The following is a 23414-nucleotide window of genomic DNA, read 5'->3' on the forward strand; positions in this document are numbered from 1 at the left end:
CGACAATCGGCAGCATCGCGGCCGGCCGCAGCTCCGAGGCCGGCGTCCCGTCGATTCGCCCGATCTGTCCACAAAGGTCGAGCCCTGGCCCACGAGTCCGCGCGCGTTCGGAAAGGCCTGATCCTGGTTCACGATTTCATTCGTGAACACAAAGGACGGTCAGGCTACACAGAACTCGTTGCCCTCCGGGTCGAGCATCACCACGTGGCCGAACCGGCCGTCGTAGTACTCGGCCCGGATCTCGGTCGCGCCCGCCGCGACCAGCTCGGCCGCCTTGGCGCGGATGAGGCTTTCCCGCTGGTCGGTGTCGCCGCCGACCCGCAGGTCGATGTGCAGCCGGTTCTTGGTCGTCTTGACCTCGGGCACCAGCAGAAAGCTGATCGCCGGCCCCCGCCCCGACGGGTCGATGATCGAGGCTCCGTCCGGTTCGTCGTAGCCGGGTTCGGCGACGTAACCGAGCGCCCCGGCCCAGAACGCGGCCAGCCGGTGCGGATCGGACGCGTCCCCGCCGAGAGTCCAGTGCGTTGCCATACTCGCAAACTAGGCGATCGCGGGCTGCTCGGCGAGCGCGGTGGCCACGGTGCGGGCGGGCAGCAGGCGGCGCAGGTCGGCGGCGCGCCCGGCCGCGGTCCAGCATTCGCGTCGCAGGCTGTCGCTCGTCCGGCGGGCCAGTGTGGCGTCGTGCCGGGCGGCCCGCTCGGCCGCGACGGCCCGTTCGTAGCGGTCGCGCAGGTGCCCGGCCGCGGCCCGGCCGATGACGAGTTCCTGCTCCAGCGGGTGCAGCCGGGGGTCCCAGCCGCCCCGGCCGGCCAGCGCGTCGGCCACCGCCGCGGCCGGGAGCCAGCCGTCGCCCGCCGCGGCGCGCACGACCCGGTGCAGGAAGCGCTCGCGGGCCGCGTATTCGGTCGGGGTCTGCGCGCTCCACGGGAGGCCGAAGCCCGCCGCCGCCCGCCGGGCCCGCAGCCGGGCGTCGGCGTCGAGCCAGGTCTGCCACGCCTCCGAGACCTCGTCGGTGGTCTGCTCCCACCGTTCCTGCCAGCGTCCGGCGGCCAGCGAGGCCCGCTCGGCCGCGACTCGCACCTCGTCGGCGAACTGCTTGGCCGCCAACGCTTCCAGCACCGCGAGCCGGCGCTTCTCGCCGAGGTGCGAGCGCAGGGCCTGCCACGGGTTGCGCATCGCCTCGGGGTTGGCCAGCAGCAGGATCGCCGGCAGCGTGAGGATCCAGAGGGTGGCCCAGATGGCGGCGGGGGCCGGGGTCGTCAGCAGTGTCTCCGCAACAACGTTCATCGCCAGGTCGTCCTGTCCGCTCGATTCGTCAAAGCGCGCGTTCCCGTCGGTGGGAGGGCGCGGGCGGCGACCACGGGCGCGGCGCGAAGGCCGTCAGGGCGTGGTCAGGCGGAGACGAAGGGCGGTGCGCGCGAGCCGGCGACCCCGGCCGTCTGCTGCGCGGTGAGAACGCGGGTGCGGTCGGCGACAGGCCCTTCCGGCGTACGGGATGGGGCGGTCTCGACGGCGTCCACCGTGGAGTCCGACGGGGTGGCTACTTCCACACCCGTGGAGGAGAGCACCTGTGTTGTCGTCTGCGGCGCGGTCAGGCCCAGCGTCAGCAGCAGGAGCAGAAAAGGCAACGACCGCAGCAGAGCGCCGCGGAGTGAGTACGTTGCCATGACACTAAAGTAGCGATTTGACAACAAAAGTACTATGCGCCACTCCGATGATCAGCTCTCGACTTCCTCCATCAGCTTCTTGCACTCGTCGTAGTCCATGCAGTTGAAAAGAATGCTGGTAACGCCGGGAAGCTTGTTCAGCCGAGCCGCGCTCTCACTGTCGCGCAGAGCCCGTGTCGCCTCAGCGCCGGTCATCCGCACCTTGAAGGACGGCGGGAGGCTGTCGGGATTGACGCTCTCGACGAACTTCGGGTCGTCGGCCCACAGTTCCTTGAACTTCCGGTACGCCTCGTCGCTGCTCTCGAAGGTCACGGTGGTGACCTCGGGCAACCCGCTGAGCTCCTGCTCGATCGCGGTCTTCTGCGGCTCGGTCACGTTGGGCGACAGGAAGACCGCGAAGCCGCCCTCCTTGTCGATGATCTTTTCGATCTTCTCCCGGTCGGAGTCCTCGAAGAGGCTGCACCCGGCCAGTCCGAGCAGGGCGATGGTGGTGACGAGGGCAGTCAGCAAACGGCGCACAACGGGGCACAGTAACCGTGTGCCGGGGTCGCGCGCGACCCCGGCACACGAGCCGTCAACCCACCCGGCAGGCCAGCGACGGCCAGGTCCAGTTGCCGCCGTGCTGAATCGTGAGGCCGAACGTGTTGCCGTTGCCGTTGGGCCGCGCGGTCATCACGGTGTTCGTGCTGTCCCAGCTCACCGACGCGTTCCAGGTCGCGATGACCCGTTGCGGCGACCGGATCGTCACCGTCACCACCCAGTTGTTCGTGCCGTTCACCGTGATCGAGCCGTTGAAGCGGTCCGACCACTTCTGGCCCTCGGTGTAGGTCGTCGTGCAACTGCCGCTCGTCGGCGGCGGGGTGGTCGGGTTCGAGCCGCCCCCGGGAGCGACCGCGCGGCCGGTGGTCGGCGAGATCATGCCGGCGCAGAGCCCGCGCTGGGCCAGCCCCGCCGCGATCTGCGGGATGGCCGCGATGGTGGTGGCGTACGTGTCGTGCATGAGGATCAGCTGGCCGTTCGTGAGCCGTGCGGCAGCCTGCACGATCTGGGCCGTGCTGGCGCCGTTCCAGTCCTGCGAGTCGACGTCCCAGGTCACGGTGCGCAGGCCCAGTGCCGAGGCGGCCGACTGCAGAGTTCCGTTCGTCTCGCCGTACGGGGGCCGGAAGATCGTCGGGGTGCCGCCACCGGCGTTGCGGATCGCCGTCTGGGTGCGGGACAGCTCGGAGGACATCTGTGCCTGGCTGAGGGTGAGCATGTGCGGGTGGGAGTAGCTGTGGTTGGCGACCCACATGCCCGCCGAAACCTGGGCGGCGACGAGCCCGGGATTGGCCGCCGCGTTCTGCCCGGTGTTGAACATCGTGGCCCGCAAACCGTTGCTGCGCAACGCGTTCAGCAGGTTGTTGGTCGAGCCCGAGTTGGGGCCGTCGTCATAGGTCAGGCCGACGTAGCCGTTGCTGCAGTCGGCCGCGGCGACGCCGGCGGAGGGGGACAGGGCCACGGCGGCACCTCCGGCGAGCAGGGCGACCGCGGTGGTCAGGAGCAGGGATCGAGGACGGATCCGTTTCACGGGGATTCACCTTCGTCGTGGTCGGGGAACGCCACGGCGGAGGGCCGGTGGAGACCGCCCGCCGCAGCCATCGACGATTGTCGTTGCCCTCCATAGTGGGAGCGCGTCCACGGGTGCGTCAACCGCTAACTTCCGATTACTTATCGGCTGCTCACGATGTTTATCGGGGTCGATCGAAGCTCGGAACTTTCGGTCAACCGACGGAAAGTAGGCCGGTGATGCCGTCGACCCGCGTGCGTCCCCGCAGCTCGCCCGAGGCGGCGTTCAACCACGACAGCTCGTTATCGCCACCGGCGTAGAGCCGCGCCCCGTCCTTGCTCAGACCCAGGCCGCGTACGGCACTCGGCAGCGCCCACTTGCCTATCAGCCCGTCGGTCTCGGGTTCCAGTACCTGCACGGTCGCCCCGTCCGCGGCGAACGTGCGGCCGTCCGGGCCGAGCGCGAGACCCGCCACCCCGCCGGTGGCCGAGATTCGGGCCGTCCGCTGGATTTTGAGCGACTCCGTGTCGGCGTACGCGATGGCACCGGAAGCCGTGTCGAGAACGGCCAGCCGTTTGTGCTGCACGGCCAGCGCGTGGCCCTCGGCCGAGCCGTGCCCGAACGGGTCCGGCAGATCCAGGCAGTACGCCCACCGCTGCGTCAGATGCAGCACGTGGACGAACGCGTGCACGTGGTTCCGGGTGCCGTTGAGCAGATTGCGGGTGTGCTGGTGCTCGGGCTGGTGCGTGTAGAGCGTGTAGAGCACCTGCCGGTCGGCCGACAGCACCGCCTGCCGTCCCCGGCCCCGCATCTGCTCCTCGGCCCCCTCGGGCACCGGGCGCTTGTCCCGGGTGAACAGCGGGTGTGTCTTGCCGTCGTTGAGGTCGAGAAGCCGTACGCGGTAGTGGTCGGGCTTGTCGGCGGGCAGCCAATCCAGCACGAAGAGGCCGCCGCCGTCGGAGGTGAAGGCGTCCGGCTCGACGCAGCCGGGCAGGTTGAACTTCTGCGTACGGCCGGGGCCGATCACCAGCAGCGGCGAGGTCTTGCGGCCCAGCGGCGGATCGGCGGCCGGGGTCTGCGCGAGCACGCAGAGATCACCTGACTCGGCCGCCACCCGGGGCACCCATCCACCCCCGATGTCCTGCCTGTGGATGGGTGCCCCGGTCGTCGCGTCCAGCCGTTGCAGGCCGCCGTCGTCGACGACGAACGCGGCGTCACCGTCGCGGCTCAGCACCGATTGCGCGCCGAGGCTTCTGACCTGGGTGCCGCTGAGCCGGATCACCCCGTTCCCGCTGCCGGCCAGCACGACGTCGGGCACTTCGGCCGCGACGGTGACAGCAGCGGCCGGACCCTCGCGGCAGGCGGCGAGGGCGAGGACGCCTCCGGAGAGGGCGAGGAACGAGCGGCGAGTGGTCATGCCCGGGTGACACCACAAATCGGCGACAGGTTCCCGGGAACCATCCCGCGCCGGCCGGTGTCAGTGCAGTGTCAGTGCGAATGTAGGGAGCCGAACTGAGCGCGGACACCGAGATCGACGACGCGACGGCGGTCAGCCGGGCGCGGGGTGGCGACCTGGGGGCGTACGAGGTCCTGGTCGCTCGCTACACCGTGCCCGCGCACCGGGCCGCCGTGCTGCTCGGCGCCGGGGACGACGCCGACGACGTGGTGCAGGAGGCGTTGGTGAAGGCGTACCGGCAGCTGTCGCGCTACCGCGGCGAGTCCGGCTTCCGCCCGTGGCTTCTCGCCATCGTGGCCAACGAGACCCGCAACCTGCACCGTTCGCGCCGACGTCGCGACGGCCTGGCCCTGCGCGCCGCCGCGGTCACCGAACCGCTGCCCGACGCCCCCGACCCGGCCGACACCGTGCTCGCCCGCGACCGGCGCGCCCACCTGGTCGCACGGATGCGGCTGCTGCCCGAGCGCGACCAGGACGTGCTGGTCTGCCGCTTCCTGCTCGACCTCAGCGAACAGGAGACGGCCGCCGCACTGGGCGTGCCCAAGGGCACCGTGAAGTCGCGCACGGCCCGGGCCCTGGGCCGGTTGCGCGAGCACCTGCGCGCGGAGGAGGTGTCCGGTGGATGACGACCTGATCTCCGAGCTGCGCGACCTGGACACCTGGCTCGACGTCCCCGAGGCGGCCGACCAGCGCGCCGCCGTCCGCGCCCGCCTGGCCGCCCCGCCGAAACAGAACCGGCTGCGCATGTGGCTCGCCGCGGCCGTCGCCGCCGTCGCGATCACCGTCGTCGCGGTCGAACCGGCCCGCGCCGCCGTGGTCGACGCGGTCGTCAGTGTCCTGCGGGTCGCGGGCATCGAGGTGCGCCAGTCCGGCCAGGCGGCGCCCCCGGCCGCGACGCCGAGCCCGCTGCCCTCGACCGGCGAGGTCACGGTCGCTCAGGCCGAGCAGCGCGCGCCCTTCCCCGTACGCTGGCCGGAAAAGCTCGGCCCGCCCGAGCGCGTCGAGATCGTCGATCCCGACGCGGCCGGGATGCCCCGGATGATCACCGCGCAATACCGGGGTGGTGCGGTGCGCTTCGACCAGATCGACGGCGAGGCCGGCTCGTTCATCAAGCAAACTCAGCAGGCCGAATGGGTCGATCTGCCCGGGAGCATGGCGGTCTGGCTGCCCGTCCGGCACGCCCTGACCTACGTCGACCGCGACGGTGTCGAACGCACCGCCACCACCCGGCTCGCGACGCCCACGCTGATCTGGGAATCGGGCCGGGTGACCTATCGGCTCGAGGGCTTCACCAGCCTCGACGAGGCCCGCGCCGTCGCCCTGTCACTCGCCTGACCGGTTCGGTTCAACCCCTGTCCACTTCGCGCCATGTCGTCTGTGCGGCAGCGCCAAAGCCTCCCGGTGAGACATCGGGCCACTTCAAAATGCGTGTCACCCCCGCACGCTAAGGAGTCGGCCTTGTCACCACACAAGCGTCTCACCGGTGCACTCGCCGGCGTCCTGATCGGAGCCGGCAGTGTCGCCGGGCTTCCCCCAGGGCCCGCCGCTGCCGCCCCGGCCGCACCAGCGCCTGCTCAGTCCGCCACCCCCCGGGCGGCGCAGGCGATCACTCTCGTCACCGGCGACGTCGTTCAGCTCGCCCCCGCGGGCGACGGCCGGGTGGCGGCGACGGTGCGGCCGGGGCCTGGACGCGAACGCATCTCGTTCACGACCACCGAGACCAAAGAGGGCGTACGGGTCGTGCCCAGCGACGCCGTGCGACTGCTGGCCGACGGTCGTCTCGACGCCGAGCTCTTCGACGTGCAGCACCTGATCGACAGCGGGTTCGGCGACACCGCCAGCCCCACTCTCCCGCTGATCGTGAAGTCGTCGCAGGGCGCCGCGACCGCCCGCTCGCTCGGCGCCCCGGCCGGCAAGGAGCTGCCCAGCATCGGCGCGGTCGCCGTGAAGGCCGACAAGGACTCGCTCGCGAGCTTCTGGCGTACGCAGGTGGGCTCGGACGGCGCACGCACCGCCGCCGCCGGCCGGATCTGGCTCGACGGCAAGGTCAAGTCGCTGCTCGACCGGAGCACGGCGCAGATCGGCGCGCCCGACGCCTGGAAGGCCGGTCTCGACGGCAAGGGCGTCAAGGTGGCCGTGCTCGACACCGGCGTCGACCCCACCCACCCCGACCTGGCCGGCCGCATCGCCGACAAGCGCGACTTCAGCGGGGTCAGCGAGGACGCCGTCGACCACCACGGCCACGGCACGCACGTCGCCTCCACGGTGGCCGGCTCGGGCGCGGGCTCGAACGGCACGCGCAAGGGCGTCGCCCCCGGCGCGCAGCTCGTGATCGGCAAGGTGCTCGACGACAGCGGCTCCGGCTCCGAGTCGATGATCATCTCGGGCATGGAGTGGGCCGCCCGCTCGGGCGCCAAGATCGTCAGCATGAGCCTCGGCGGCAGCTCGACCGACGGCACCGACCCGATGAGCGTCGCGGTCGACGAGCTCACCGCCGAGACCGGCGCGCTCTTCGTGATCGCGGCCGGCAACGAGGGCGGCGACTACACCGTCGGCACCCCCGGCGTCGCCAAGACCGCCCTCACCGTCGGCGCGGTCGACCGGGACGACCACATGGCCGACTTCTCCAGCCGTGGCCCGCGCTGGGGCGACGAGGGCCTCAAGCCCGAGATCACCGCCCCCGGCGTCGGCATCGTCGCGGCCCGTGCCGCCGGCACGTCGATGGGCGGGGTGGTCGACGAGCTCTACACCTCGGCCAGCGGCACCTCGATGGCCACGCCGCACGTGGCCGGCGCCGCCGCGATCATCGCGCAGCAGCACCCGGACTGGACCGGCGAGCAGATCAAGAACGAGCTGGTCAGCACGGCCAAGACCACGGCCGACACCTCGGTCTATTCCCAGGGCGCCGGCCGGGTCGACCTGACCCGAGCCACCTCGCAGCAGGTCTTCGGCACCGGCGTCGCCGACTTCGCCCTGCGTGAGCTCGGCGAGACCCCGGCCCAGGTCACGCGCAAGGTCACCTACACCAACAGCGGCACGACCGCGGTGACGCTGACCCTCAGCGACAACGTCGAGCAGGTGACCACTTCGGCCTCGACCGTCACCGTGCCCGCCGGGGGCAGCGCCGACGTGACGCTGACCTTCGACCAGAGCAAGGCATCACCGGGACGGTTCAGCGGCTGGCTGACCGCCACTGGCGCTTCCGGTGTCAAGGTGACGACCGCGATCGGTGGCCTGCTCGACGGGCCGCGGCACACCGTGACGTTCAAGGCGATCAACCGGTCGGGCGAGCCCGCGGCCGTTCCCGCCTTCCAGATGTTCGGCGACGACCAGCGCTTCGACATCCTCGACTACTTCTACGGCACCAGCCGCACCTACCAGGTCGGCGAGGGCGACTACCTGGTCGACGCCCTGATCCCCGACGGCGTGCCGCTGGACGAGCAGGAAACGCTGGTCACGATCCCCGAGCTCAAGGTCGATCGCGACCTGACCGTGGTGCTCGACGCCCGTACCGGCAAACCGATCAAGATCGAGACGCCCAAGCCGGCCGAGCAGCAGTCGATCCTCAGCTACTACGTGCACCGCGTGACCGGCACCGGTCGCAGCATCATCAACGGCTTCATGAGCTTCAGCACCACGCAGGCGATCAACGTGACGCCGACCGCGAAGCTGCGCAAGGGCAGCTACGAGTTCTCGTCGCGGTGGCAGCTCGTGGCCCCGCTGGTGCAGGCGAGCATTCCCGGCGTGACCGGTCCGCTCGACATCAACCTGTGCGTCTACTCGCCGACCTACGAGGGCACCCGCCGCTTCGACCTGGTCAAGGGCCTGAAGGGCAACGTACGCGGTAAGGCCGTCGTGGTCGAGGGCGACAACCAGGACGACGTAGCGGCGGCAGCGGCCGCGGCCGGGGCGGCCTTCGCGCTGGTCGCACTGCCGGCCGACCGCAGTGCCTGGCAGCCGTGGAGCCCCGAGGGTGACCGCATGCCGATCCCCACCGCCCTGGTTCCGTGGGACGACGCCCAGAAGATCCTGGCCCGGGCGGCCAAGCCCGGCGCGAGCATCACGCTGACGCTCACCCCGAACAGCCCCTACCTGTACGACGTCTTCCAGGTGACCAAGGACCGCGTGCCCAGCCAGATCGTGCACAAGGTGACCGCGGCCAACACCTACCGCATCACGTCGAGCTACCCGCACAACGGCGGCTTCGACTGGGTCAAGGAGCAGCGGTTCGGCTGGCGGCCGGCCCACGAGTACTCGTGGAACGACGCCGAGCGCCAGATCCGTACGCCCTCGGTCCGTGAGGAATGGGTCTCGACCGGCGACACCGTGTGGCAGCACCAGGTGCACCACGCGTGGCCCTGGGGCGGCATCGGCGGCAGCCTCGAGGGTGGCATCTGGGACGACGCCACCTCGTACGCGAAGGCCGGCTCCTCCTCGGAGGCCTGGAACGCGCCGGTCGTGCGCCCGGCCACGCCCGCCGGGCACAGCAACACCCGCTCGGGCAACGTGCTCAACCTGCGAGTGGCGTCCTTCGTGGACAGCAGCGACCGCCACTACCTGCTCGAACCGGCGCCGGCCACGCTCTACCGCAACGGCGCTGAACTGGCCACGCTGAACGACGGCTGGCAGGACGTGCCGGTTCCGGCCGGGAACGCGACCTACAAGCTCTCGCTCACGACCGACCGCAACCTCGGCGACGACTGGCTCTACGGCCGCTCGACCGCGACCGACTGGACCTTCAAGTCGGGCGCGGACGGCAAGCTGCCGCTGCTCCAGGTCGGCTACACCGCCCCGGTGTCGTCGAGCGGCGTGGCCACGAAGCTTCCCCACGTGCTGGGCGTCAAGGTGCCCGGCGCGGCGAAGGTCAAGGTCGAGACCTCGGCCGACGAGGGCAAGACCTGGAAGACGGCGCTCACCCTCGGCTCGGCGGTCATCGTCCCGGCCGGCAAGGGCACCGTCTCGCTGCGGGTCACCGCCAGTGACAAGTCCGGCAACTCGGTCACCCAGACCGTGATCCGGGCGTACGGCCGGTCATGAGACCGCTCGCCGAGGACAGGTGGCCGGCCTACAGCCAGCCACGCCGGGCGGTCTGGAAGGCCAGGCCCGCCCGGGTGTCCACACCGGCCGCCTCCATCAGCCGGTCAAGGCGGCGCTGGACCGTCCTGCGGCTGACCCCGAGCTGGGTGGCGATGGACTTGTCCGGCAACCCGGCGACGAACAGCGACAACAGCAACTTGTCAGGCTCCTCCTCGCTGCCGTCCGGTAGCAGCGGGGTGGCGCGCTCCCAGTAGCTCTCGAAGAGGGCGACCAGGGCGTCGAGGAGCTCACTGGGGCGGATCAGCGCCGCGGTGGGCTCCCCGACGCCGCGGGCGGCATCGGGCACGAGCGGGCAGATCGCAAAACTTCGATCAGCGATCGCCAGCCGTACGGGAAGAACCGGAAGTGTGCGGGAGAGTTCGCCCATCTTCATCGCGTCGACGATGCTGTCCAGCTCACCCGGCTTCTCGAGCAGCTCGCGCTCGTAGATCGCCCGGTAGCGGACCCCGCGTTCCAGCGCCGGGGACTCCTCGGAATTGTCCGGGCCCTGCATCGCTATCGGATTGGCCCGGCAGAACCACAGAATCTCGTCCCGTGCCGAATCCTGCATCTCGCGCAGCCGGTCGCGCAGCGCCTGCCCACCGACCAGCACCTCGACGAGATGGTCGGAGCTCCGGCGGCGGGTGTTTGTGCGGTACTCCTCGCTGAGCGAGGCCACCAGCTGCCGCGCCGACTCGAGGGCCTGCTGCTCGCGCAACAGCGTGTCGCCCAGCGCGACGTCGGCCGGCAGGGCGTGGAAGATGGGCCCGGCGGTCGCCAGGCCCTTACGGTGGAGGGCCTCGAGCAGGGCCGTCGCCTCGGAGGCATCGAGGCCGGCCTGCGACGCGAGATCCGTGGACGCCGCCCCGGCCATGCGCACCAGCAGGCGATATGCGTGCTGCTCCGGGGTGGACAGCAGATCAAGCCGATCGGACACGCGCTTACCTTAGATCTTTCATCATGGCGTGGACTGTGACATGTGCCTGCTCACGAACCGATTCAGCACGGAACGCATCGACGGAAGTACGCTGAGTGTCGTCGCTGCCCCGTCATCGATGAGGACACCGAAGCCATGACAGTGACCGAAGAATCGCCAAGAACGCCGGCGATGGCCGCCGGCACCGAACAGACACCGTGCCTGGTGATCGACGTCGACGTGGCGCGATCACAGTACGAGGAGATCGCGTCCGCCTTTGCCGGGGCGGGAGTGCACTACGCCGTCAAAGCCAACCCTGAGCTGCCACTTCTTCGAGTTCTGGCCGCCGCGGGGTGCAAGTTTGACGTGGCCAGCCGGGCTGAGATCGATCTCTGCCTGGCCGCGGGGGCATCGCCGGACGATCTCAGTTACGGGCATCCGATCAAGAAGAGCGAGGACATCGCGTACGCCTACTCGCGCGGGGTTCGTCTCTTCGCGTTCGACAGCGAGGGGGAGTTGGACAAGATCGTTACGCACGCGCCGGGGGCTTCCGTGTTGTGCCGGGTGCTGGCCTCCAGCGATGGGGCGCGGTGGCCGTTGAGCCGGAAGTTCGGGTGTGTGCCCGAGATGGCTGTCGACCTGATGAAAGTGGCGGCCGGGCGAGGGCTGGACCCGGCCGGGATCGCGTTTCATGTGGGGTCGCAGCAGCTTCATCCGGATCGGTGGGAGCCGAGCATCGGCACCGTGGCGCAGATTTTCCGGCAGCTCCGGCGGGTGGGGATCGAGTTGCGGATCCTCAACGCGGGGGGTGGGTTTCCGGTCTCCTATCGGACGCCGGTCGCGCCGATCTCTGCCTATGCGGATGCCATCCACGCGGCTCTTCGCCGACATTTCAGAAATGTCGGGCCGGCTGTGATGATCGAGCCGGGGCGGTTCATCGCTGCGCCCGCTGGGGTGCTCCACGCCGAGGTGGTGCTGGTCGCTCGGAAGTCCTACTCGGACGAACCGCGGTGGGTTTATTTGGATGTGGGGAGGTTCGGGGGGCTCGCTGAGACGGAGGATGAGGCTATTCAGTACGAATTGTCTACGGCGCGGGACGGGCCGTCAGGGCCGGTGATCCTAGCCGGGCCCACCTGCGACAGTGTGGACATTCTCTACCAACACGCCCCTTACGATCTCCCGCTGGACCTGGCGGCCGGCGAGGTGATCCAGATTCTGGGGACTGGGGCTTATACGGCTACTTATTCGTCTGTGGGGTTCAACGGGCTGCCTCCGTTGCGGACGGTTATTCGGTGAGAGGGGTGTGAGTCCGCGCCACCAGCCTGGTGGTTGGGCTGGTTGCACGTGTGCAGGGTGGTGGTTGGGCTGGTTGCACGCGGCTGCTGAGCTTGCTGGCTCCGCTTCGCTCCGCGGGGGCGGTCGTCTTTTAGGTCAATGACTTGGGCCCGGTTTCCAACGCCGCAAACCCCACGGCGTCGGAAACCGGGCCCAAGTCATTGACGACGACCGCCCGGGTCGTTCTCGGGCAGCGCCTTCGCGCACATTAGGGGGTGGTGGCCGCGGCCCGAGTAGCGAGCTCGCGAAAGTTGGCGGGTGGTGGTTGTGACCCGGATGGTGAGCTGGCATGGGATGCGGGGTGAGTGGTTGCGCTGGGTGGCTCAGGTCCAGTCCAGCCCGCCCGGCTGAGTTGGTCGCGCCCTCAACCCCCAGTCCGCCCGGCCGAGTCCGCCCGGCCGAGTCCGCCCGGCCGAGTCCGCCCGGCCGAGTCCGCCCGGCCCAGCCCAGTCCGGCCCAGCCCAGTCCGGCCCAGCCCAGTCCGGCCCAGTCCGGCCCAGCCCAGTCCGGCCCAGCCCAGTCCGGCCCAGCCCAGTCCGGCCCAGTCCGGCCCGGCCCAGTCCAGTCCGGCCCGGCCCGGCCCGGCCCGGCCTGGTCTGGTCTGCCGGGGGCCGTTCGGGCTGGGGTGGAGATCTTGGCGGACTGTGGGCTGCCATCGGGGCGTCATTTGGGGGACGGCGGGGCTTTACCCACTATTGAGAGGGTGCTGCGGTGTTCACATCGCGTGCCACCGGGTTTGCCGGGGCCTGCCTGGTTGCGGCGGGTGGGTTCGGGGCTGGAGCGCTGCCCGTGGGGGTGCCGTTCTTCGCGGGGCTCACGCATGTGCGGATCGGGCTCGTCGCGGTCTACGGCGGGCTGGCGTTGCTGCTGCTCGCCTGGTGGCACGGGCGGCACGCCGAACAGAAGGTCTGGCCGACGCTCGCGTTGTGGGCCGGGCCGTTGCTGGTCGCGCCGCCGCTGTTCAGCCGGGACGTGTACAGCTACGTCGCGCAGGGCGTGCTGCTCGGTGAGGGATTCGACGTCTATCGGGTCGGGCCGTCGCAGCTCGGCGGGCTGCTCGCGGCGCAGGTCCCCGAGATGTGGCAGCACACGCCAAGCCCGTACGGGCCGGTCTTCCTGGTGTTGGCCGGGTTGGTCAGCGCCAAGGGGCATCTGCTTCTCAGCGTGATCGCCATGCGCCTGCTCGCGGTGGCCGGGCTGGCGCTGCTGGCCTGCGCCGTTCCGATTCTGGCCCGGGCCGCGGGGGTACGGCCCTCGTCCGCGTTGTGGCTGGCTGTGCTCAACCCGCTCGTGCTGATCCACTTCATCGCGGGCGCGCACAACGACGCTCTCATGGTCGGGCTGCTGGCGGCGGGGCTGGCGGCCGCGGTCCGGTGGCATCCGGTCGGCGCGACGCTGCTCGTTGTCGCGGCCGCGCTGGTCAAGGCTCCGGCGGCGCTCGGCCTGGTGGCGGTCGCGATGATCTGGTCGACGTACGCCTCCCGGTGGCGCGCCGTGCTTTCGGTCGGTGCCGTCGCCGCCGCGGCGACGGCGTTCTTCACTCAGATCGCGGGCACCGGCTACGGCTGGGTCGCCGCTCTGAAGACTCCGATCTCGCCGCACAACCTGTCGCTGACCAGCGTGCTCGGCCGGGCGACGGCCGGCCTGCTGCGCGACGACGGCGTCGGCGAGACCTTCGTACTCGATCTGTGGCGCTGGCTGGGCGTGCTGGCCACGGTGGTCGTCGCCGGTCTGGTGTGGGCGTCGATCGACCGGCTCGGACCGCTCTATGGTCTCGGCGTCGTGCTGGTGGCGGTCGTCGCGTTCGGCCCGGCCCTTCGCCCCTGGTATCTGACCTGGGCCCTGGTGCCTCTCGCGGCCGCGCCCGTCCAACGCTGGATCCGTCACGTGCTGGCCCTGGCCTGCGCGGTGCTGGCCCTGGTCGTGCTGCCCGACGGATACGCCGTCGACCTTGAGGAGTTCCTGCTGGCCACGATGGGTGTGCTGGCCGGGGTGGCGATCTTCTTCGGCGTACGGCTCGGCGTCTCTCTGGGCGTGCGCCCGGTGGCCGCCTGATGACCGCCCGCCGCATCGCCATCGTTTCCGCGGCGGCTCTCGCCGTGGGCGTTTTCCTCGTGACCGTGCCGACGTTCCGCGAGTTCTTCGACCTCGGCGTCTATCGCGGCGCCGTGCATTCCTGGCTGGTCGACGGCGACGAGCTCTACGATTTCCTCTACAACGGCACCGAGTACGGCTTCACATATCCGCCTTTCGCTGCCCTGGTGTTCAGCCCGCTCGCGTTGATGAGCTGGCCGGTCGCCGTCGCGTTCAGTGTCGTCCTCAACACCGGCGCCGTCGTTCTGCTGCTGCGCTGGTTCGCGGCCCCGATCGTCCGCCGGCACAACGGTCCGATGTGGTTCGTCGGCGCGCTGGTCTTCCTGGCGATCCTGGTCTTCGAGCCGGCCCGTGACACGTTCAGCTTCGGGCAGGTCAACCTCGTCCTGCTCGCGCTGGTCTGGGCCGACCACCGCGCGCTCGTCACCGGCCGGCGCTGGGCGGGTGCCGGCATCGGCCTGGCCTCGGCGATCAAGCTGACCCCGGCGGTCTTCATCGGCTACCTGCTGGTCACCCGGCAATATCGCGCGGCCGTCACGGCGACCGTCACCGCGGCCGGTGCCACCCTGCTCGCCGCGGCCGTCGACCCGGCGACGTCGCAGCGCTTCTGGCTGGGCGCCCTCTGGGACACCGGCCGTGTCGGCCAGCTCGAGTACGTCTCCAACCAGTCCCTGCGCGGTGTGGCGGCCCGCCTCGACCTGCCGTCGACCTGGTGGCTGGCCGCCGTGCTGGTCGTCCTGGCCTTCTGGTTCCTCTGCGTACGACGTACGCCCTCTCTGGCTGTGGGTTTTGCCGTCACCGGCGTGGTCGCGTGCCTGATCAGCCCGGTGACCTGGGTGCACCACCTGGTCTGGCTGCTCCCGCCGCTGTTCCTGCTGACCTCGGAGGCCCTCAGATCCCGTTCACGGCCTCGGCTGATCGCGCTCGCGGCTGCCTACGTCGTGCTGAGCAGCAGCGTGGTGTGGCTGTGGTGGGCCGGCTCGGACGGATGGCTCGCCGCCCTGGGCAGCAACACGTACGTCTGGATCAGCGTCGGCCTGCTGATCTTCGTGAGCCGCGTGGCGCCGCCGGCTGCCCCCGATCGCCGTGAAAGCGACATTTCGCGGCGCAGGATCGGCCAGGCCGCGTAACGGGCGCGATTCTCGCAAGTCGATCTACCGATGCCCACGCCCGTTTCCGCTGACACGATCGGCGGCATGCCCGTAGTCGAGGTCGAGAACCTCACCAAGTCTTTCCCGGCCGCCGACGGCGGAGTCGTGCCCGTGCTGCGCGGCATCACCCTCCAGGTCGCGCCGGGCGAGTTCCTCGCCGTGGTCGGGCCGAGCGGCTCGGGCAAGTCGACCCTGCTCTACTGCATGTCCGGCCTTGAACCGGCGACGACCGGCCGCGTGCGGGTCCTCGGCCAGGACGTCGGAACGGCGAGCCGGGGCGCGCTGGCCAAGCTCCGCCGTGACCACGTCGGGTTCATCTTCCAGTCGTACAACCTGATCCCGTCCCTGACCGCCCGCGAGAACGTCGCCCTTCCCGCCCGGCTGGCCCGCCGCCGCGTCAACCCCGACGACGCCCTCGCCCAGGTGGGACTGGCCGACCGCGCCTCCTACCGTCCGGCCGCGCTCTCGGGCGGTCAGCAACAGCGAGTAGCCATAGCCCGCGTTCTGGCCGTACGCCCCGACGTGGTCTTCGCCGACGAGCCGACCGGAGCACTCGACACCGAATCAGGCACCCGAGTCCTCGACCTGCTGGCCGGCGTGGCCCGTGAACGATCGGTGGTGATGGTGACCCACGACCTGGAGGCAGCCGCCCGCGCCGACCGCGTGCTCGTCCTGCGCGACGGCGCTATCCACCGCGAACTGACCCATCCGCACCCCGACGACGTCTTCGCCGCGGTGGCCGGAGCCTCCTGAGATGCTCCGCCTGATCGTCAGCGACCTGACCGCGAACGCCCGCGTCTGGCTCGGCGCCCTGCTCATCGCCGCAGCCGCAGCCACCGTCGGCGCGATGGTGGCCAGCGACATCGAGACTGCCCTCTCCGCCGGGGGCACCACGGCCCTGGCCCTCTACGGCATCAGCGGCACGATCGCCGCCCTGACCGTCATCACCGCGCTGATAGTCGTAGGCACAGTCACCACCCTGACCGTCACCCTGCAACAGCGCGCGTACGCCCTCTGGCAGCTGATCGGCCTGACCCCCGCCCGGATCCGCCTGATCGTGACCACTCAACTCCTGGCCGTCTCCCTGCTCGGCGCGGTCCTCGGCTGCGCGGCCGCCCTCCCGATCCTCCAACCCCTTTACGCGTACGCGTTCACCGGCTCGCCAGATTTGTCGGCCTTGCACCCGCGGTTCACGCTGTCCGGCGCCCTGCCCGTGATCTTGTTCGTAGCCGTCGTGATCACCATCGGCGGGTCCCGCGCCGCAGGCCGAGCCGCCCACACCCCGCCGATCCAGTCGCTGCGTGAGGCTTCCCTTCCGGCCCGCCGCATGACGCCCGCCCGCTGGCTGACCGGCTCGCTCGCCGTCGCGATCATCGCCGCCATCACCGCTTCTCTGCCCGGCAGCACCTCACCCGCCGTCCCTCTGACGTTGATCGCTCCGTTGACCGCAGGCGTACTGGTGTCCTTCGGCCCTCTCTTCTTGCCCGGATTCGTGCGCGCCTGGACCTCAGTGCTGCCGCCCACCGCGTCCGCCGCCTGGTATCTGGCCCGCAACGCCACTGCCACCCGCGGAGGCGCCACGATCGGCCCCTTGGTCGTCGCGGTGGCTCTGGCCGGTGGGCTGTTCGCAGCCGACGGTGCGTCCAGTCAGGGTTCGTCCACGCTGACCACGGGCGCGGTCGTCCTGCTGATCGGCGGCCCTTTGCTGCTCGCCGTCCTGGGCTCGGTCGCGACCATCTTCATGTCAAGTCGTCGCCGCGAGCGGGAGTTCGCCCTGCTCGTGGCGGCCGGCGGCACCCCCGGCTTGATCCTGCTAGCCGCCGCCTCCGAGGCGGTAATCTACGTCGGCACCGCTCTTTTACTGGGGCTTTTCTCCGTAGCCGTCACGAGCGTCGTCGGCGCCTGGGCCACTCACGCGTGGAGCTGGGCCGGCGTCATGCCGTCCTTGACCGTGGCCGTCGCCAGCTTGCTGTTGGTACTGACAGCGACGGTTCTGCCCGCTTATGCAGGGCTGCGACAGCGAGTGACGCGGGTTCTTGCTGCGGAGTGAAGATCCCAAGCGCTCCGCCCCTGGACCCCGGCCGAACGCTCGGAGATCACCTGCCTTTGGTTGTCGTTGTGAGGAGATCACCCAACCCGGGGTCCATGTAGGAGCCCGCTTCGCTTCGCTCGCGCCACGATCGTCCCCCGTCCCCAAGTAGGCCGGTCTCCCCTTCCCCGCTGCAACAACGCCTCAACCTGCCCGTTCCCGTTCCCATCCCCGCGCGAGAGCGATCCTTGTCTGTCCCGATCCCCCCGCAGCTCAGGGCTCGCTTCCTCCCTACTTACGAAGACGATGTCTTCATCAATCCTCGGCGAGAGCGACCCTCTCCTGTTCCCCAGCAAACGGGGGGATTCCCCCACACCCGGTTGAAACCCCTTTGCGCGCAGGGGCGCGAAGCGTCCCGACCGCAACCGGCACAGAATGTTCCCTTTACCCCCACCTGCGCCGGCCAGGGTGACGTGATTCCCCACGGTGCCCACAGCGCGGAAGCCGAACTACGTCCCGTAAGGTGACCGCCTGGCTCACGTTGCAGTAAGCGGCCGGTGACCATTCCCCTGCCCCGCCACTTCCTCCAGCCGTCGTGCGCAAGAAGGCCACGAATTTCAATCCCGTCGACGCGCAGGAACCCGATTCCACCAGAGCGACAACCCAACCCCGGAAACCACCAACACCGAAGCCCCCAGAACGAACCAGAACGTGACTTCCACCCGCTGCTCCCGCAGGTTGAACTCCCGAGGCAGATCGGTCAGCACGTCCACGAGCTGATCAGCGTCCTCCGCCCGGAAATAGCGACCTCCGGTCGTGTCCGCTACCTGCGTCAGCGCGTCTTCGTCAATCTCCTGATTGCGCCCGCTTCCTCGGCCGCCGCCCCAGCCTCGTCCTCCTACGAAGGGCGAGTCGCCGCCGATCTGGTCGGCGGTGCAGACCATCGGCGCCGGTGTCGTTGTCCCGAACCCGATCGTGTAGACCCGGATTTTCCTGGCCGCCGCCTGGGTTGCCGCGATGACCGGGTCCACGCCCGTCGTGTTCGAGCCGTCCGTCAGCACGACGATCGTGTCGGGTTCGAAGTCGCCCAGTTGGCCGGGCGCGCTCAGTTCGACTCCGGTGGCCGCTACCCGCGGGTTGTTCTCGGCGATGGCGTCGATCGATGTCAGGATCGCCTGGCCGATCGCTGTTCCGCGGGCTGTCCGGAGTGTTCCGATCGCGTCGAGCAGCGCGCCCTTGTCCGTCGTGGGCGAGACCAGCAGTCCCGAGATTCCCGAGAAGGCGACCAGCCCGATTCTCGTACCGTCCTGTTGTTTTTCGACGAATTGGCGGGCGGCGTCGGTGGCGACGGAGAAGCGGTTGGGTTGTACGTCGGTCGAGCACATCGAGCCGGACACGTCGATGGCCAGCAGGATCGACGTGCTGTTCGACGGGATCGACATTGTCGCCTGCGGGCGGGCCAGCGCCCCGCCCAGCGCGAGCAGCCCGGCCAGGAACAGCAGCGCGGGCAGCCGCCGCCGCCACGAGGTGCGTCCCGGCAGGGCGGCCCTGATCAGCGCCACACTCGAGACCGTCACGGCCGCGCGCTTGCGGCGGCGGTTGAGCCACCAGCGGATGGCCAGCAGCAGCGGAACGGCGAGGAGCGCGGTCAGGGCCCACGGCCAGCTGAACGACATCACACGATCCTTCCGTGCCAGCGGGTGCCGAGCACGGCCCCCAGCATGAGCAGCAGCAGGGCGGCGCCGGCGAACGGCGCGGTCAGTTCGAGCGGCTCTTTCTTGGCGGTCAGCCGCAGGTCGATCGATTTGGTCGTGTCGGCCAGGGTCGCCGCGTCACCGGCCGGCAGGTAGGCGCCGCCGGTCGTCTGCGCGACCGTGGTGAGCAGGGCCGGGTCGAGAGCCGTGCCGAGCTGGAAGCCGTCCACCTCGACGGTCGCGCCTCGTTCGGTGCCGACGCCGACGGTCTGGATGCGTACGCCCGCTGCTGCCGCCATCTCGGCTGCCGCTGTCACGTCGGGGCCGCCGGTTTCCTGGCCGTCGGAGAAGACGACGATTGTCGCCGACGGCCAGTAGCCCAGGTCGGCGGGCGGTGCTCCCTCGGCGGGCAGGGTGACGGGTTTGCCGGCGATTGTGCCCAGGGCGACGAGGATTGCCTGGCCGAGCGACGTTCCGCCGCTGGCCGAGAGCCGGTTGATCGCGGCCAGGGAGGCTTGGTGGTCGTCGGTTGGGGCCTGGGTGAGCAGCGCCTGGTCGCCGAAGACGAGCACGCCGACGTCGACTGTGCCGGGCTGTTCCTCGATGAATTGTTTCGCCGCGGTCTGGGCGGCGGCCAGCCGGGTCGGGGACACGTCGTTCGCCTTCATGCTGTTCGAGATGTCGAACGCGAGCAGCACGGTGCCCGACACGTGGGGCACGCTGACCTCGGCCTGCGGGCGGGCGAGACCGACCAGCAAGATCGGCAGAGCCAACAGGATCAGGGCGTACGGCAGGTGGCGGCGCAGCGCGGCCCGCCGGGTGGCCGGGCCGCCGAAGCCCGCCGCGGCGAGCGCCGCTGTCCGCCGTTTCTGCAGGCGGGCGTACGCCACCACGGCTGCGGCCGTGACCAGCGCGGCCACCGCGAGCAGGGCGGGGTAGAGGAAGCTCATCGGCGCTCCCGTCCCGACCGTCGGACCATGTCGATCAGCACGCTGAGCAGGTCTTGATCGGTTGTGATGCGCTGGGCGCTGACCCCGGCGCGGCGCATGCCGGCGGTCAGTTCGGCCTCGCGGGCGTCGACCTGTTCGGCCAGGCGGCCGCGCAGCAGCGGGTCGCTCGTGTCGACCAGGAGTTGTTCGCCGGTTTCGGCGTCCTCGACCAGGATCACGCCGATGTCGGGCAGTTCGACCTCGGCCGGGTCGACGACGCGGACGACCACGACCTCGTGGCGGTGGGTGAGCATGGCCAGCGGCCGGTCCCAGCCGGGGTCGCCGATGAAGTCGCTCATCACGAAGACGAGGCTGCGCCGGCGGGAGGTGGTGGTGGCGGCCAGTCGCAGCATGGCGGAGAGATCGGTTGTGCGCCCCGGGCCGGCCGCGGCAGCGGGCCGCAGCAGTTCGCGCGTGATGCGCAGAACCTGGTCGCGCCCGCCGCGCGGCGGGATGACCTGGTGGCCGCCGTTGTCGTAGAGGATCGCGCCGACCCGGTTGCCGCCGCGCGAGACCAGCCGCGCGATGCTGACCGCGAGTTCGGTCGCCGTCGACTCCTTGCCCGCGCCCTGGCCGAACCGCATCGACGCCGACCGGTCGATCACCAGCCACGCGGTGAGCTCGCGATCCTCGGTGTACTGGCGCACGTACGGTTCGTCGAGCCGGGCGGTGACGTTCCAGTCGATGTGCCGTACGTCGTCCTCGAGCATGTAGAGCCGCAGGTCGGTGAAGTCGAGGCCGGCGCCGTGCCACACCGTGCGGTAGGAGCCCTGCAGCCGCCCGTCGAGGCGCCGCCCGAGCTTCCACTCGAGCCGTCTCAGCAGCCTGTCCGGCGCCGACGTCATCAGCGGCCTCGGCCGGCCGGCTCCGGGATCGACACGTTGGCCAGCACCTTCTGCAGGATCACGTCGGCGGTCACCTCGTCGGACAGTGCCTCGTAGGACAGGACCAGCCGATGCCGCAGCACGTCGAGGGCCAGGTCGGTCAGATCTTCCGGTACGACGTATTCGCGGCCGCGGATGAAAGCGAGCGCCCGGCCGGCGAGCACCAGGCTGATCGACGATCGGGGACTGGCGCCGAAGGTGACGTAGCGGGCCATGTCGGTCAGGCCGATGCGCGCGGGATCGCGGGTGGCGTGGGCGAGCTGCACCGCGAACTCGATCAGCGACGGGTCGACGTACACCTGGTCGGCCTCTTGCTGAAGGCCGACGAGCGTGGCCGGATCAATGATGCGGTTGATCACGGCGGCCGGGTTGAGCGCGCGTTCGACGACGACGAACTCCTCGGTGACGCTCGGATAGCCGACGACGACCTTCATCATGAAACGGTCGACCTGGGCCTCGGGCAGCGGATAGGTGCCCTCGGTCTCGATCGGGTTCTGGGTGGCCATGACCAGGAACGGGTTGGGGACCGCGTGGGTCTCGCGGCCGATGGTCACCTGCCGTTCCTGCATGACCTCGAGCAGCGCGCTCTGCACCTTGGCCGGGGCGCGGTTGATCTCGTCGGCCAGCAGCAGGTTGGTGAAGACCGGGCCGAGCTGCACCTGGAACTCGCCGGTCGGCTGGTGATAGACGCGGGTGCCGACGATGTCGGCCGGCACCAGGTCGGGGGTGAACTGCACCCGGTGGAAGTCGCCGCCGATCGAGGTGGCCAGCGACTTCACGGCGAGCGTCTTGGCCAGGCCGGGCACGCCCTCGACCAGGATGTGCCCGCGCGCGAGCAGGGCCACGAGCAGCCGCTCGAGCAGCAGGTCTTGTCCGACGATGGTCTTCTTGACCTCGTAGAGCACCTTTTCGATCGGGCCGGCCGAGGCGGGCGGGGCGTCGGTCCAGTTGTAGGGCATGCGTCCGTCCTCGGTCGTCAGAGCGGTGGATTTTGCCCGTCGCCCTCGCCGGCGCCGAGCGCGGCGCCGATGGGGACGGCGAAGCCGATGCCGATGAAGGTGCCGGCGTCGGTCGGGTTGGCCAGCGCGACCACGACCCCGACGACCTGGCCGCGGTCGTTGATGAGCGGGCCGCCGGAGCTGCCCGGGTTGACCGCCGCGTCGAACTGGATGAGCCCGGCGATGTCGCCGCCGCGCTCGCGGGAGAGCGTGCGCTGCAGGCCGGAGACGACCCCGCTGGTGGTGGTGCCGACCAGGCCGAGCGGGTTGCCGATGGCGACCACGTCGTCGCCGATCGCGGCGCCGCCGCCGAGCACCGCGGGCACCAGCGTCTCGGGCAGCTTGCCGGGGGTGAGTGTGGCGATGTCCTGAGCGGCGCTGGAGCCGGCCAGTTCGGCCGGCGACTCGGTGCCGTCGGCGTACGTGATGGTGATGCTCTTGGCCCCCTCGACCACGTGGAAGGCGGTGAGGATGGTGCCGTCGGCGTTGACGATCACGCCGGTGCCACTGTCGGCGCCGGCCCCGCTGCCGCTCGCCTTGATCAGCACGACCGACGGGCGCAAGGCCTGGTAGACCTCGGGCACGGTGAGCGGGGCGTCGGAGGGGGAGGGCGAGGCGGTGGGCTGCACCCGGGCCGCGGCCTCGGGATCGCCGCCGTCGCGCAGCAGGACGACGGCCGTGATCGCGACGGCCCAGACCGCCACCGCGCCGATTAGCAGCTTGCGCCGCAAATCGGGTCTTTGCCACCACCGGGCCGGTTTCGGCTCAGGAGGGGGCGTGGGTGGTGTCGCGTCGGCGCCCGGGGGGCGGAGCACCTCCATCTCCATCCATCGACTGTAGGAGCTGAACCTCGAAGTCGCCCCAGAGCGAAGGCCGCCTTTTCCCGGACGTTCCCGGCCGTGGTCCGTTTCGTCCCTTCCAGCGGCGGGCATTGCGCGGGTATGACCCAAGCCGCCCTGCCCTTGCGTACCCCGCACCGTCACCGCCGGCTTGCCCTGGCCTGGTTCGGCCTGGCCGTTTTCGTGGCCGCCGCGATCGGCGGGCTCGGCGTCTCGGGCACCAGTGCCGAGTACAACGGCCTCGAACAGCCCGCGTGGGCACCCCCGTCGTGGCTGTTCGGCCCGGTCTGGACCGTGCTCTACGTGATGATCGCCCTCGCCGGGTGGCTGACCTGGCGGCGCGCGGGCTTCACCCGGCCGCTGTGGCTCTGGTCGGCCCAGCTCGCGCTCAACGCGATCTGGACGCCGATCTTCTTCGGCGCCGGCCGGTACGGTCTGGCCTTCGCCGACATCGCCGTGCTCTGGCTGCTGATCGGCGCCACGGTCGTGACCTTCTGGCGGGTCCGCCGCGGCGCCGCCGCGCTCCTGCTGCCGTACTGGGCCTGGGTCTCCTACGCCGCCGCCCTGAACCTGGCGATCTGGCTGATGAACAACTAAGCGCCTGATCAGAAGTTCTGTACCTAACTCACTCGGGAAGAGGGACGTAGCGACGTAAAAACCTCGTCGTGGGTTCGGATCGAGTTACCACACACGACCGAAACCCCCGACGAGGTCACCGCCAGTATGCGCCCTGCGCACGT

The 23414-nt window shown here is 70.4% G+C and carries 21 protein-coding genes; 9 read left to right on the forward strand and 12 right to left on the reverse strand.

Going from position 1 to position 23414, the window contains the following annotated elements; all coding sequences use genetic code 11:
* Positions 1-159: 159 nt before the first annotated feature.
* The 6 genes from EER30_RS42795 to EER30_RS42820 form a co-directional block, all read right to left on the reverse strand.
* The gene (locus EER30_RS42795) at positions 160-531 is read right to left on the reverse strand and encodes a VOC family protein (RefSeq protein WP_127507926.1); all 372 of its coding nucleotides are present in this window, start codon (positions 529-531) and stop codon (positions 160-162) included.
* Positions 532-540: 9 nt separating this feature from the next.
* The gene (locus EER30_RS42800) at positions 541-1287 is read right to left on the reverse strand and encodes a hypothetical protein (RefSeq protein ID WP_127507928.1); all 747 of its coding nucleotides are present in this window, start codon (positions 1285-1287) and stop codon (positions 541-543) included.
* Positions 1288-1391: 104 nt separating this feature from the next.
* A complete protein-coding gene (locus EER30_RS42805) occupies positions 1392-1667 on the reverse strand; it encodes a hypothetical protein (protein WP_127507930.1) in 276 nt (91 codons plus the stop codon).
* 51 nt (positions 1668-1718) lie between these two features.
* A complete protein-coding gene (locus EER30_RS42810; RefSeq protein ID WP_127507932.1) occupies positions 1719-2186 on the reverse strand; it encodes a permease-like cell division protein FtsX in 468 nt (155 codons plus the stop codon).
* A gap of 55 nt (positions 2187-2241) precedes the next feature.
* Positions 2242-3234 (reverse strand): polysaccharide deacetylase family protein, encoded by a 993-nt coding sequence (locus EER30_RS42815; RefSeq protein ID WP_349290919.1) that lies wholly within the window; start codon positions 3232-3234, stop codon positions 2242-2244.
* Between the two features lie 193 nt (positions 3235-3427).
* Positions 3428-4630, reverse strand: a complete 1203-nt coding sequence (locus EER30_RS42820; RefSeq protein ID WP_127507934.1) for a YncE family protein — start codon at positions 4628-4630, stop codon at positions 3428-3430.
* A 173-nt stretch (positions 4631-4803) separates the two neighbouring features.
* Between EER30_RS42820 and EER30_RS42825 the strand changes: the two genes are divergently transcribed.
* The 3 genes from EER30_RS42825 (at position 4804) to EER30_RS42835 (ending at position 9706) form a co-directional block, all read left to right on the forward strand.
* Positions 4804-5295, forward strand: a complete 492-nt coding sequence (locus EER30_RS42825) for an RNA polymerase sigma factor (RefSeq protein ID WP_255437158.1) — start codon at positions 4804-4806, stop codon at positions 5293-5295.
* Complete coding sequence (locus EER30_RS42830; protein ID WP_127507938.1) at positions 5288-6004, forward strand: hypothetical protein; 717 nt, start codon at positions 5288-5290, stop codon at positions 6002-6004. Before EER30_RS42825 ends, EER30_RS42830 begins: the two co-directional genes overlap by 8 nt.
* Before the next feature lie 123 nt (positions 6005-6127).
* On the forward strand, positions 6128-9706 hold the full coding sequence (locus EER30_RS42835) for a S8 family serine peptidase (RefSeq protein WP_240670675.1): 3579 nt from the start codon (positions 6128-6130) through the stop codon (positions 9704-9706).
* Positions 9707-9734: 28 nt separating this feature from the next.
* On the opposite strand, the gene EER30_RS42840 is transcribed toward EER30_RS42835, so the two are convergent.
* Positions 9735-10682 (reverse strand): helix-turn-helix domain-containing protein, encoded by a 948-nt coding sequence (locus EER30_RS42840; RefSeq protein WP_240670676.1) that lies wholly within the window; start codon positions 10680-10682, stop codon positions 9735-9737.
* A gap of 135 nt (positions 10683-10817) precedes the next feature.
* Here EER30_RS42840 and EER30_RS42845 point away from each other — a divergent pair, with 135 nt between their 5' ends.
* The 5 genes from EER30_RS42845 to EER30_RS42870 all read left to right on the forward strand — a co-directional run bounded on the left by EER30_RS42845 (position 10818) and on the right by EER30_RS42870 (position 17291).
* Entirely contained in the window at positions 10818-11957 is a 1140-nt protein-coding gene (locus EER30_RS42845) for a type III PLP-dependent enzyme (RefSeq protein WP_240670677.1), read from the forward strand.
* Positions 11958-12707: 750 nt separating this feature from the next.
* Positions 12708-14051 carry a polyprenol phosphomannose-dependent alpha 1,6 mannosyltransferase MptB gene (gene mptB / locus EER30_RS42855; protein WP_127507944.1) on the forward strand — a complete coding sequence of 448 codons (1344 nt, stop codon included), beginning with the start codon at positions 12708-12710 and terminating at the stop codon, positions 14049-14051.
* Positions 14051-15220, forward strand: coding sequence for a glycosyltransferase 87 family protein (locus EER30_RS42860; RefSeq protein WP_127507946.1), 1170 nt, complete (start codon positions 14051-14053; stop codon positions 15218-15220). The genes mptB and EER30_RS42860 overlap by 1 nt, the downstream gene beginning before the upstream one ends.
* A gap of 66 nt (positions 15221-15286) precedes the next feature.
* Positions 15287-15994 carry an ABC transporter ATP-binding protein gene (locus tag EER30_RS42865; RefSeq protein WP_127507948.1) on the forward strand — a complete coding sequence of 236 codons (708 nt, stop codon included), beginning with the start codon at positions 15287-15289 and terminating at the stop codon, positions 15992-15994.
* Position 15995: 1 nt separating this feature from the next.
* Positions 15996-17291, forward strand: coding sequence for an ABC transporter permease (locus EER30_RS42870; RefSeq protein ID WP_127507950.1), 1296 nt, complete (start codon positions 15996-15998; stop codon positions 17289-17291).
* Positions 17292-17887: 596 nt separating this feature from the next.
* Here EER30_RS42870 and EER30_RS42875 read toward each other — a convergent pair.
* From EER30_RS42875 to EER30_RS42895, 5 genes are read right to left on the reverse strand one after another with little or no spacing between them, the layout of a single operon-like run.
* Positions 17888-18946 (reverse strand): vWA domain-containing protein, encoded by a 1059-nt coding sequence (locus EER30_RS42875; RefSeq protein ID WP_127507952.1) that lies wholly within the window; start codon positions 18944-18946, stop codon positions 17888-17890.
* Entirely contained in the window at positions 18946-19914 is a 969-nt protein-coding gene (locus EER30_RS42880; RefSeq protein WP_127507954.1) for a VWA domain-containing protein, read from the reverse strand. The genes EER30_RS42875 and EER30_RS42880 overlap by 1 nt, the downstream gene beginning before the upstream one ends.
* Positions 19911-20798: a DUF58 domain-containing protein gene (locus tag EER30_RS42885; protein WP_127507955.1), complete on the reverse strand. Its 888-nt coding sequence runs from the start codon at positions 20796-20798 to the stop codon at positions 19911-19913. Before EER30_RS42885 ends, EER30_RS42880 begins: the two co-directional genes overlap by 4 nt.
* Positions 20798-21796, reverse strand: a complete 999-nt coding sequence (locus tag EER30_RS42890) for an AAA family ATPase (RefSeq protein WP_127507957.1) — start codon at positions 21794-21796, stop codon at positions 20798-20800. Before EER30_RS42890 ends, EER30_RS42885 begins: the two co-directional genes overlap by 1 nt.
* A gap of 17 nt (positions 21797-21813) precedes the next feature.
* Complete coding sequence (locus EER30_RS42895; RefSeq protein WP_240670678.1) at positions 21814-22662, reverse strand: S1C family serine protease; 849 nt, start codon at positions 22660-22662, stop codon at positions 21814-21816.
* Between the two features lie 114 nt (positions 22663-22776).
* Between EER30_RS42895 and EER30_RS42900 the strand changes: the two genes are divergently transcribed.
* Entirely contained in the window at positions 22777-23271 is a 495-nt protein-coding gene (locus EER30_RS42900) for a TspO/MBR family protein (protein WP_127507959.1), read from the forward strand.
* Positions 23272-23414 lie beyond the last annotated feature (143 nt).

This window comes from Actinoplanes solisilvae, assembly GCF_003999975.1.
Taxonomy (GTDB): Bacteria; Actinomycetota; Actinomycetes; order Mycobacteriales; family Micromonosporaceae; genus Actinoplanes; species Actinoplanes solisilvae.

Coding starts and splice junctions, on each gene's coding strand:
- EER30_RS42880 (WP_127507954.1), bottom strand. CDS start 19,914: ATGAGCTTCCTCTACCCCGCCCTGCTCGCGGTGGCCGCGCTGGTCACG.
- EER30_RS42860 (WP_127507946.1), top strand. CDS start 14,051: ATGACCGCCCGCCGCATCGCCATCGTTTCCGCGGCGGCTCTCGCCGTG.
- EER30_RS42805 (WP_127507930.1), bottom strand. CDS start 1,667: ATGGCAACGTACTCACTCCGCGGCGCTCTGCTGCGGTCGTTGCCTTTT.
- EER30_RS42890 (WP_127507957.1), bottom strand. CDS start 21,796: ATGCCCTACAACTGGACCGACGCCCCGCCCGCCTCGGCCGGCCCGATC.
- EER30_RS42795 (WP_127507926.1), bottom strand. CDS start 531: ATGGCAACGCACTGGACTCTCGGCGGGGACGCGTCCGATCCGCACCGG.
- EER30_RS42820 (WP_127507934.1), bottom strand. CDS start 4,630: ATGACCACTCGCCGCTCGTTCCTCGCCCTCTCCGGAGGCGTCCTCGCC.
- EER30_RS42895 (WP_240670678.1), bottom strand. CDS start 22,662: ATGGAGATGGAGGTGCTCCGCCCCCCGGGCGCCGACGCGACACCACCC.
- EER30_RS42885 (WP_127507955.1), bottom strand. CDS start 20,798: ATGACGTCGGCGCCGGACAGGCTGCTGAGACGGCTCGAGTGGAAGCTC.
- EER30_RS42900 (WP_127507959.1), top strand. CDS start 22,777: ATGACCCAAGCCGCCCTGCCCTTGCGTACCCCGCACCGTCACCGCCGG.
- EER30_RS42870 (WP_127507950.1), top strand. CDS start 15,996: ATGCTCCGCCTGATCGTCAGCGACCTGACCGCGAACGCCCGCGTCTGG.
- EER30_RS42865 (WP_127507948.1), top strand. CDS start 15,287: ATGCCCGTAGTCGAGGTCGAGAACCTCACCAAGTCTTTCCCGGCCGCC.
- EER30_RS42845 (WP_240670677.1), top strand. CDS start 10,818: ATGACAGTGACCGAAGAATCGCCAAGAACGCCGGCGATGGCCGCCGGC.
- EER30_RS42875 (WP_127507952.1), bottom strand. CDS start 18,946: ATGTCGTTCAGCTGGCCGTGGGCCCTGACCGCGCTCCTCGCCGTTCCG.
- EER30_RS42800 (WP_127507928.1), bottom strand. CDS start 1,287: ATGAACGTTGTTGCGGAGACACTGCTGACGACCCCGGCCCCCGCCGCC.